Origin of the sequence: Streptomyces sp. NPDC059649 (assembly GCF_042734445.1) — a bacterium.
Taxonomy (GTDB): domain Bacteria; phylum Actinomycetota; class Actinomycetes; order Streptomycetales; family Streptomycetaceae; genus Streptomyces.
This window is the reverse complement of the sequence record NZ_JBHWDV010000020.1, coordinates 120262-129816: the sequence shown is the minus strand read 5'-3', so window position 1 is coordinate 129816 and position 9555 is coordinate 120262. Positions and strand designations below refer to the sequence as shown.

Here is a 9555-nt window from a genome sequence, read left to right as displayed (position 1 = left end):
CAAACACATCGAGACTGTCGTCGAAGCCGGCGGCAGCGACGAGCACCGAGAGGAACGGCAGTTGCGCCTCGGGGTATGGATCAACAACCAACGCAGCAGAGCCGCCACACTGCCCCCGGAACGCGTGAAGCAACTCACCACCATCGGCATGCGATGGAGGTGAGGAGTCATCTGCGATTCTCTTCGCGGATCATTCTGCGGAGGCTGGTACGAGCGGCGGCCAGGTCTTCCTCCAGGGCGGTGATGCGGGCCTCGGATGCGGCCTGGGCTGCTGTGGCTTGTTGTAGCTGGCTGGTGAGGTGCTGGTTTCGGCGGTCCAGTTCGTCGGCTCGGGCCGCCAGGTCGGGGGCGTGGAGAGCATCAAGTTGCTGGCCCAGCTGGTGCCGCAGTGCGCTTTGGAGCCGGTCGCGTTCCGCACGTAGTTCTTTGACCTCTTGGCGGGCGAGTTCGAGTTCGGCGCGCAGCCCTACCCCAGTAGGTGAGTTTCCTGGCTGGGCTGGTGTGGTGGTGAGGCGGGCTTGACGGAGCTGGGCTGCTTCGACGTGCTCGCGTACGCCCGGAGCGTAGGTGAGCCAGGTGGAGACGTGGGCGGTCCGGGCGACGGCAGTGAAGGTGACCGGCCGCCCCTCTTTCTCGAGTGAGGCGAGGGCGGTCATGACGCGGGCGCGCTTGTCGAGACTGTCGCGGCGCCGTGCTTGGGCGAGGGGGGCGGGGTTGCCGCGCGGGTTCACCGGTGTTCTTCTCTGCGGATCGCGGTGAGGGGCAGGAGGGTGTGGGTACCGCCGGCCCGGGCTTTGCGGAGCACGGTGCTGGCCTCCTCGATCTGCGTCCGCTCGGCTTCGGGGAGAGCCTGCAGGCGTTTACGCATCCGGTCCACGACGTGTTCGTAGGCAGTGATCTGCGCGGTCAGGGCGGTGGTGACGAACTCGGCTGCCCCCATGGCCAGGGCAGTCTCGCGGTCGGCACGCAGTTCATTGATGTGCGCCTCGATCGCGGGCAGGTAGGAAGGGTCGGGTCGGTAGAAGCCGCAGCCGGCGCACTGGAAGCGGATCGGGCAGGCCTCTCCCCCGGCTTTGACGTTGGACGGTTCGGTACATCCTCCGTAGGGAACGGCGACCGAGCGCATCTCGTAGGCGGTGGCGGAGCATGGACTGGGGTGACCGATTTGGTCGACGACGTGCGCACTGAGCTTGGTGACCGCCTCACGTTTCCGCTTCAGGGAGACGGTTAATGGTGGAGTCGGGTATTGGAACTACCCGAATACCTGCCTGATCTGCTGGGTCTGCCCATCACAGGGATGTGACGTGGCCGAGGTCCGGGAAAAACGGGTGCCATGTGAATGCCGGCCCGCCAGGATGAGGGTCATGACTGGTGGGTCGCGCGTGGGGAGCCGACAGGACGTGGAGGCGGGGCGCCCGCTTGCCCTGGTCACGGGGGCGGGGCGTTCGGCGGGAATCGCAGCATCCGTGGTACTGAGTCTGGCCCGGGTCGGCTGGGATGTGGCCTTCACGTACTGGACTCCGTATGACGCACGGATGCAGTGGGGCAATGAGCCCGGGGCGCCCGAAGAGCTGCAGAAGCAGGTGGCGTCCCGTGGAGCGAGAACGCATGCGGTCGAGGCGGACCTGAGCGACCCGGCTGTCCCGGCTCAGCTCTTTGACAGCGTCGAGCGTGAACTGGGGAACGTCACCGCGCTGGTGCTCTGCCATTGCGAATCGGTCGACTCGGGCCTGTTGGACACCACGGTGGACAGCTTTGACCTGCATTTTGCGGTCAATGCGCGGGCAACCTGGCTGTTGATCCGGGAGTACGGGCTGCGGTTCCGCGGGCAGCATGGCAGCGGGCGGATCGTCAGCCTCACCAGCGACCACACCGCCGGCAACCTGCCTTATGGGGCAAGCAAGGGGGCGATGGACCGGATCACGTTGGCGGCCGCCCGTGAGCTCGCCCACCTGGGAGTGACCTGCAACGCGATCAACCCCGGTCCGACCGACACCGGGTGGATGACTGAGGATCAGAAGGCGGACATGATCCGCTTCACGCCCCTGGGGCGCCTCGGTGTGCCGCAGGACTGCGCGAATCTGGTCACGTTTCTCTGCTCGGCGGAGGGCGGATGGATCAACGGCCAGCTTCTTCAGAGCAACGGCGGCCTCGGGTAGCCAAGCGCATGGACACGACTCACGGGCTCTTCCGGCTGGCGACGTCAGCGGCGTAGGCGCCCCAGTCCCCGGCCGCGGCTCGCTGCCACTTGACGGCGACGGTGATGTCGATGCCGAGGGTGCGGGCGAGGACTGCGGCGGGCAGTTCGGTGGCGAGCTGGAACAGCGCGGTCGAGCGGGCTTCCGCAAGCCGGATGCCAAGTTTGCGGAGTCGTTCGCCCATGGCCCAGGCACTGATCGGACGGCCGGGCTGGCCGCCGGGGAAGAGCCAGGTCGAGTCTGTCCGGCCGAGGACGGCATGGCTGCGGCGAATCTCGGCCTGCCGGAGGGCCAGTTCAGCGACGGGTGCCGGAAGCTCGACGGGGACGGCGCCGAGGCGGATGCGGACAGTTCCGTCGGTCTCCCGGATGTGGTCGATGGTGAGCCGGGAGATCGCGGCGGGCCACTGGGCATAGAGGAGCAACAGCAGGCCGGCGAGGCGGTCTTCGGGCTTGAGGTTGTCGTCGTGCAGCAGGCGTCGGGCGGTGGCCCAGCGGGCTTCGTCGTCCATCGGCTGTGAGGGGCCGTTCCATCGCTCGGCCGGGAAGCTGAGATCCCGGGCGATCTTTTGAGTGAGGGCCCAGCGCACGAAGTGGCCTGCCTCCTGGCGAAGGCGGGCATCGTCGCCGGTCATCCAGCGTTCAAGGTCGGTCTGGCGACAGGTGGCAAGGGTCAGGTTCTGGCCCTCGAGCCAGTTCAGGAGATAGGCGGCCGCCCGCAGATGTTGCCGCGCGACCTGAAGCTGGTAGTACGTGGTCTCCTTGCCGCGGCTGCGACGGCGAAGCCGACGCAGGAGGTGCCAAGTCGCGTACCGGTGCAGGATTTTCCGTCCCTCGGCCGACGCGTGGGAGGCGACGAGGCCCTTCACGTGCCGTTCGAGACGGACCATCTGCTCGTCCCGCCGGGGCAGGGCTCCGGTGGCGACGAGAACGCTGCGGATGTGCTCGACGACCTTGCCTTCAGGGAGCTCGTCCAGGGCCTCATGGGTGAGAGGCCGGCGGCCGGAGCCGAGATCGGACAGGACAGTGGAGACGATGCCCTTGGAGAGCCAGCGCATCGCGGTGCCGGCCCGTTCGGTATCGGCCAGGGCGTCGTGAAGGGACTGCAGCTTCGGGCTGATGGAGCCGGTGTCATCGGCGAGGAGTTCGTGGAGCCGCTGCTTGAGGGTGCAGCGGGGGCACGGTCCCGGCGCGTGCAGCCGTTCGGCTTGTCCGCAGGTGGGACAGGGGCGCCAGAGCTCGGCGTCCGGCGTGGTGCAGGGGCCGCAGACGGGGGCGTCGGCGGTGCCGGAGTGAATGCCGCGCATGCGTCCGCAGACGGTGCAGTGAGCTTGGCGCCTGTCACAGCCGCCGCAGCGGGGCAGGCCGGTGAGCTTCGAGAGCATGCAGGGTGCGGTGCGGCCGCAGATCGAACAGAGCAGGATGGGCAGGGGACGGCAGTTCGGGCAGATCGGCCCATCCGCAGTGCGGGAGTTGACCATGCGTGACTCGCCGCAGACGATGCAGGTCTCCAGGTTCGCCGGGTCCTTGACCAGGCAGCTCGGACACAGCGGGCGCCCTTGGTCGTCGCGGGTGGCCGGCTCGCGTCGGGCGCCGCAGCGTACGCATTCTTCGAAACGGGACTTGGCGATGCAGTTGCGGCAGACGCGCTGCCCGTCGAGCGGCTTGTCGATGCGGACCACTCGGTGGCAGCGAGGGCAGGCGGGCCGGACGATCCCGGCGACCCCGGCCTCGTGCAACAAGTCGATGAACCGCAGGATGGCGCGATGCGGCGCCAGGTGTCCCTCCCCGGTCAGCAGCCGAGGGTTCTCCTCCAGAGCCCAGACCACTCTCTGGCGGTAGTGAGGACGGTGGGGTGCCGACCGGCGGAGGGCCTCGGCGACCGCACCGCGGTCGGCGCCCGGGGCGATTGCGGTGATCAGTTCGTGAACGACCGCGGCTGGATCACGGTCGTCGTTGTCGGGACACATCGAACAGCGCGGCAGGCCCCTGCGGTCCCGGAAGCTGACGCGTCGGACGTTTCCGCAGGCGGTGCACTCGGCTCTCTCCTGTCCGCAGACTCCGCAGTACCAGTCCTGGCCCTTGCGCTGGAGGGTTCGCAGCTGCTTGCCGCACTCCGCGCAGACCGGTGCCGCGATCGCCGAGGCGCCGGCCTTGCGGAGCTCGATGAGCAGATCGCCGATCGCCCGGGGCGCCGGGGACCGGCCGTCTGTCAGGACGGCGGATCGCATCGCCAGGGCCTTGGCCAGCTGGCGCGACTTCGCTCGGCCGCCCGCGACCGCGGTGACCACGGCCCGGATCCTCTCAGCGCCGAGTTCCTTCTCGACATCGGTGACGAGGTCTGTGATCAGGCCGATCGGGTCCGTGACGGCGCGATCAAGCTGGTCAGCCGTGGTCAAGACCGGTCAACTCCTCTGATCCGGGCCCTCTTTGGACGCAGTCCGCCGAGTCCCTCCGCGTCGGGTGCCGAGCCTCCGGCGGCTGCCTTCTTCGGCTTCTTCACGACCCCGGCCGCCGCGATCGGCTCGATGAGGTCGTCCATGGTGCAGTCGAGGATGTCGAGCAAAGCCATGAGGATCTTCAGGCTCAGTCGCTCCGGTCGCTCGACGACGAGCCGGTAGACCTGGCTCGAGGACAGGGTGATACCGCGCTCGGCGAGCGGAGGGATGAGGTCGGTGGTGGAGAACATCCCGCGGTCGGCCATGACTTTGCGCAGGTGCCAGTGGTAGTCGAGCTTGGCGGCCATCGCCGGATCCCTCCTCATCAGGCCCCGGCAAACGCCGGGGCCAGTGCCTTGTGCAGGGAAGTGTTCATGAAGTCGTCGCTGACGTGCGTGTAGATGGCCAGGGAGCTGTCGCACTCGTGACCGACCTGCTGCTGGATGAAGCGCCGGTCCACCCCGTCCTCGGTCAGATGCGTGACGTACGAATGCCGAAGACTGTGCGGGGTCAGCTCTTTGGCCAGCCCGAGAGCGTCCCGGTATGCCTCGAACCGGTCGTTGATCGAGCCGGGCTGCAGGCGGCCCCCGCGCTCAGTGATCCACAGAGCAGGGTGATCGGGGAACCCGAAGCGCGGGCGGACGTTCTCGACGTAGTCAGCGACCGCCTCGACGGCCCAGTCCATCACCGACAACACGTTTCGCCGGCGCGGCGGCTGGCCCTTCTTCGCCTTGCCGTAGCGGACGTTGAGGGTGCCGTACCGGCCGAACTGGCGGGCCTGCGGGTTGCGTCCGAAGTCGACCACATCGAGCTTGGACGTCTCGGTCCGGCGCAGTCCCCACCCGTAGATCACCTTGAAGAGGGTGGCGTCGCGGTAGGCCGCGAGGGCTCCCTTGCGTTTCGCCCGTACCGCTCGTTCGACCTGGTCGTCGGCGTAGTCGAGGAAGACCTGCAGCTCTTCCCGTGTAAAGGGCCTCGCCTCCGGGTCTCCTTCGTAATCCTGCAGGTGAGGGAGGGTATTCCACTCGTGGCAGATCGCCACCGGGAAGGTGCCGAAGGCTTCCTCACAGGCCGGAACCCAGCCGTAGCGGGCGTCGATGAGGAGCTCGGTGAACAGCCGAACGATGCCCTGGTAGCTGCGGACCGTGGACGGCGCCAAGTGCTTCTCGCTCGTCAGCGACGCCGACCACTCGTCCAGGTGGGCCGGCGTCCACCGCCACGGGTACTCGTTCGTGAAGTCCAGAAACCGGCGGATCAGCCGTTCCCTCGGGTCGATCGTGTCGTCCTTGAGCCCCCGCGACTTCTGCTGAGCACGCCAGCCCCGCAGCATCGCGTCGAACATCGCGTCCTCGGGACGCAGCTGAACAACACCGGAGACGAGCTCCAGTTGAGCTGACCCGGCCAGGGCCACCTTGCTCGGATGCACCACTCCAGACCCTCCCTTCTGGAGGGCAGATCATGCATCAGAAGGGATCGGCTCGGCAACACCCCTGCTCAGCAGGCCAGTTCATAGACCCTGCGAACTCGTTCCGCTTCCCGCATCGACCAGGCGACCTGCGGTTTCTCGCCCGTCTGATGCAATTCCCGAGGGTTGTAATACCGCTGGGTCATGGCGATGGACTTATGGTCCATCAGCTCCCGCAGCACGTCGACGGGAGTGCCGGCGTCTGCATGGCGCTGAGCGTAGGAGTGGCGGAAGGCATAGGGGTAGACCAGCGACCGGTCGAAGGGGAGGCGGTTTCCTTCGCTGTCGGTGCCCTCGGCGTGAAGTTCGGGCAGGGTGTCGACCCACAGGCGCAGGGCGTCGCTGAGGTAGCTGCTGGAGATGTAGGGGGTACCGCTCAGGGCGGTGAGGGCGGGGAAGAGATAGGCATCTCCCCTGGCGGGCAGGTGCAGTTGGCTTCGGCGTGCCTGCCAGGTACGGATGGCCTGGGCGGTGGAGGCGGTGATCGGCAGACGGCGGCGGCGACGCTTTCTCTTGTGGTTATCCCAGATCAGAGTGGTCTGGCCATGGTGGGTCTCCAGACACTCGCGTGGCAGTGAGACGATCTCCAAAGGGCGCCGTCCGGTGTCGCGCAGCACGATGTACATCGTGCGGTACAGCAGCTTGCGGTCATCCGGGGCGATGTCCCGGTAGCCGTAGGTGTCGCCGGCGCCAAGGGTGTCCAGGTGGGTATCCAGCTGGCGGATGACGGACTCGGGGACGGCCTTGCCGACGAAATCCTCGTTGGGCTCTTCGACGCTGATGCCATGCTCGACGGGGACGCGGGTGAAAGTGCCGGCCAGGTCATCCAGAGTGCCACAGCGACGGCCGTAGTCGATGAGCTGGAAGAACATGCCGACCAGGGTGCGTCGGAAGCCGGAGGAGTAGGCGGTGCCGTCACCTCTGAGGGCGGTGCGGAAAGCGTCGACTACGGCAGAGGCGTCAACGAATGCCAGTACCACGGGGTCGTTCCCGGCATCGGTGCGCTGGACGAGAGCCGCAGAAGCCAGCGTGGTGGCCTGCAGAGTGCGTTTGAAGTCCTCGGCGCTGGGACGGGCGGTGGTGGCCCAGTGGCGGAGCGCGTGGCGGAGCCAGGGCTGACGGATCTGGCGCAGGTCGACGGTCCCGGGCTGATGACGGCGCTTGCCGGAGGCGCTGTGCCGCAGCCCGAGGACACGGAGGTCGATGACGTCCTGATCGACGAGGGCGTGGCCGGAGAAGGCGGTGAATCCGGCGCGGGCGGCGGACTGCAGGTTGTGCAGGGTTCGTACTGCCGCTTGGTGGGGCTTGTTGAGCCGGGCGAGGTTCGTATCGTCCAAGAGGCTTGGGGCGGAGGCGAGATCGCGGGCGATGCCCCGGATCCAGTGGGGTTCCAGTGCCCGCACCCACTGATCCATCTGCTGCACCGCGTACAGCATCTCCAGCCGCAGCGTCTCAGGCAGCAACTGCAGGCTGAACTGGTGGGCGCGAAGATAAGGCGGCTGGGAAGCCGCCCACCTCTCTGCCGATACGGGACGCTTGCGGTTGCTCGCGCTCCAGGCGCGCCAGTGGTAGTTGCACAAGCCGCGGGAATTCATCGAGGCACCGGTGCACTCCGGGACCATGCAGATGAGCACCTCGGTGATCGGCTTCGCTCGCTCACGCAGCCAGTGCTCGAGGGTGCCTCTGGGCTGGTGGTACTTCCAGGCGTTGTGGTGGGTCGCGCACAGCCCCCCGGAATGCTGCGGCCGCACACATCGCACACCGTCACGTGTCAGGGTGCACTGTCCGGCGACAGTACCTGGCAGAGACCGGGAACGCGCCGGGAGGAAGGTGGAAGCGAACTCCTCCCGCGGCAGCCCGCTCTTCTTCCGCTGCTCGCAACAGTAGGAGCAGAAGGTCTCCTGTCGGGCAACGATGAGGTCGCAACGTTGGGTGCGGCACCGTGAGGACGATGTGCACGGATTGTCCAGGTCACCGGTGAACAGCCACTTGGCACCATCCCACTCCCCCGGGCGCCAGTCCGGATCGAGGTGGGCACGCAGCCACGTGGGCCATGCCCGGGACTGAGTCTGGGCTACCGCAGCGGCTGCGAGCGCGGAGGACGCCGTGGAGGCCGCGGTCACCTCCGCTCCCTCAAGCTCTGGACGTGCTCGACGGCGGCGCGGGTCTCGGACTCGGCGACATGGCGGTAGCGGTCCATCGACAGCGGCGAGGCATGGCCCAGAAGGCGCTGGGCCACATCGCGGTCCACCCCGTCTCTCAGCCAGCGGGTAGCCGCGGAGTGGCGCAACATGTGCGGCCGGGCCGGATGCCCGGCCGCACGCGCCCATCGGTTGAAAGCGGCCTTGGTGTTCGGATAGGACATCGCCCGTCCCAACGGCTGCCGGAAGAGGTTGACGATCACCATCTGTGCGTCCCGGGCCTGACCGACTCGGTCACGTTCGTGCTGGTAGTCGGTGTAGAGCGTGACAAGGTCGGCCGTGACAGGGATGGAGCGGGACTTCCTCGACTTGGCCAGGGCCCGGTTGGGGTTGTCCAGCCGGCGGTGCACATGCAGGTGCGGGCCCGCCAGATCGCAGCCCACCATGCGGGAAGACGCCAGAAACAACAGTTGCTGGCTGACGTGATGAGTGATGCCAAGGCCGGGGAGGCCGCCGTGGATGCCGTTGATGACCCTGCGCTGGAAGGCCGCGCTCAACGCTCGCCCTCGCCGAGGGCGATCCAAAAGGCCGGGCCCAGATCACCCGCGCGGTCAAGGCGCTCGTCCAGTCGCTGCGCGCCGCGGAAGGAGAAGCTTTCGCGGCCCACACCAGCGCCCAGGCAGTGCTGGCGGCGGCGCAGGCCGAGAACGAGGCAGCCCTCACCGAGCTCACACGCCAGCGCAGCCGCTTGCAGCGTGAACGCAAACGGCTGGACAAGACCCGGCTGCAGTACGAGACCGACCTGCAGACACTGATGGCGGAGGTCGCCGAACTCCCGGTCTCCATCCGCCCCGCCCGGTCTGCCCCTGTCCGTCGGGATCTCGGGGGCGAACCTGCACGACAGCCAGGCCCTGATCCCTCTGGTCAAAGGCATACCGCCGATCCGGTCCCGCCGAGGACCCCGACGACGCAGGCCCGGCAAACTGCACGGCGACAAGGGCTACGACTACTCCCACCTGCGGCGATGGTTACGCAAGCGCGGCATCACCCACCGCATCGCCCGCAAGGGCACCGAGACCTCCCAGCGACTGGGCCGGCACCGCTGGACCATCGAACGCACCATGTCCTGGCTCGCCGGCTGCCGCCGCCTCCACCGACGCTACGAACGCAAAGCTCCAAAAGCGGCTTGGGTGCTTTGAGCGGGGTGTTGTGGCTCTGGTTGCAGCACAAGGGCCGTACAGGCTCCGTGACGGTCCCCAGGGCCCATGTAGAGACTGCTGTGGTGGAACGCCCCAGCACGGTGACGGTGCGGTA

At 67.7% G+C, this 9555-nt stretch carries 9 protein-coding genes and 1 pseudogene; 3 read left to right on the top strand and 7 right to left on the bottom strand.

Annotated features, from left to right (window positions below):
- The first annotated feature begins 7 nt into the window (after positions 1 to 7).
- A complete protein-coding gene (locus ACFV1J_RS21550; protein ID WP_385860503.1) occupies positions 8 to 163 on the top strand; it encodes a helicase associated domain-containing protein in 156 nt (51 codons plus the stop codon).
- Between the two features lie 4 nt (positions 164 to 167).
- On the opposite strand, the gene ACFV1J_RS21545 is transcribed toward ACFV1J_RS21550, so the two are convergent.
- A complete protein-coding gene (locus ACFV1J_RS21545; protein ID WP_385860495.1) occupies positions 168 to 731 on the bottom strand; it encodes a hypothetical protein in 564 nt (187 codons plus the stop codon).
- Positions 728 to 1126 carry a hypothetical protein gene (locus tag ACFV1J_RS21540; RefSeq protein WP_385860493.1) on the bottom strand — a complete coding sequence of 133 codons (399 nt, stop codon included), beginning with the start codon at positions 1124 to 1126 and terminating at the stop codon, positions 728 to 730. Before ACFV1J_RS21540 ends, ACFV1J_RS21545 begins: the two co-directional genes overlap by 4 nt.
- Positions 1127 to 1364: 238 nt before the next feature.
- Here ACFV1J_RS21540 and ACFV1J_RS21535 point away from each other — a divergent pair, with 238 nt between their 5' ends.
- On the top strand, positions 1365 to 2159 hold the full coding sequence (locus tag ACFV1J_RS21535; protein ID WP_385860491.1) for an SDR family oxidoreductase: 795 nt from the start codon (positions 1365 to 1367) through the stop codon (positions 2157 to 2159).
- Between the two features lie 19 nt (positions 2160 to 2178).
- Here the strand turns inward: ACFV1J_RS21535 and ACFV1J_RS21530 are convergent, their stop codons facing one another.
- The 5 genes from ACFV1J_RS21530 to ACFV1J_RS21510 all read right to left on the bottom strand — a co-directional run bounded on the left by ACFV1J_RS21530 (position 2179) and on the right by ACFV1J_RS21510 (position 8798).
- Positions 2179 to 4596 (bottom strand): site-specific integrase, encoded by a 2418-nt coding sequence (locus ACFV1J_RS21530; protein ID WP_385860489.1) that lies wholly within the window; start codon positions 4594 to 4596, stop codon positions 2179 to 2181.
- Complete coding sequence (locus tag ACFV1J_RS21525) at positions 4593 to 4943, bottom strand: helix-turn-helix domain-containing protein (RefSeq protein WP_385860487.1); 351 nt, start codon at positions 4941 to 4943, stop codon at positions 4593 to 4595. The genes ACFV1J_RS21530 and ACFV1J_RS21525 overlap by 4 nt, the downstream gene beginning before the upstream one ends.
- A 17-nt stretch (positions 4944 to 4960) precedes the next feature.
- Positions 4961 to 6064, bottom strand: a complete 1104-nt coding sequence (locus tag ACFV1J_RS21520; protein ID WP_385860485.1) for a tyrosine-type recombinase/integrase — start codon at positions 6062 to 6064, stop codon at positions 4961 to 4963.
- A 65-nt stretch (positions 6065 to 6129) separates the two neighbouring features.
- Entirely contained in the window at positions 6130 to 7851 is a 1722-nt protein-coding gene (locus ACFV1J_RS21515) for a tyrosine-type recombinase/integrase (RefSeq protein ID WP_385860483.1), read from the bottom strand.
- A 368-nt stretch (positions 7852 to 8219) separates the two neighbouring features.
- The gene (locus ACFV1J_RS21510; protein WP_385860481.1) at positions 8220 to 8798 is read right to left on the bottom strand and encodes a tyrosine-type recombinase/integrase; all 579 of its coding nucleotides are present in this window, start codon (positions 8796 to 8798) and stop codon (positions 8220 to 8222) included.
- A gap of 300 nt (positions 8799 to 9098) precedes the next feature.
- Between ACFV1J_RS21510 and ACFV1J_RS21505 the strand changes: the two are divergent.
- Positions 9099 to 9413: pseudogene (locus ACFV1J_RS21505) on the top strand (transposase); the annotation flags it as partial.
- Between the last annotated feature and the right edge of the window lie 142 nt (positions 9414 to 9555).

Bases quoted from the DNA above. Each gene is read 5' to 3' on its own strand.
- ACFV1J_RS21540 (WP_385860493.1), bottom strand. From the start codon at position 1,126: ATGCGCTCGGTCGCCGTTCCCTACGGAGGATGTACCGAACCGTCCAAC.
- ACFV1J_RS21535 (WP_385860491.1), top strand. From the start codon at position 1,365: ATGACTGGTGGGTCGCGCGTGGGGAGCCGACAGGACGTGGAGGCGGGG.
- ACFV1J_RS21525 (WP_385860487.1), bottom strand. From the start codon at position 4,943: ATGGCCGCCAAGCTCGACTACCACTGGCACCTGCGCAAAGTCATGGCC.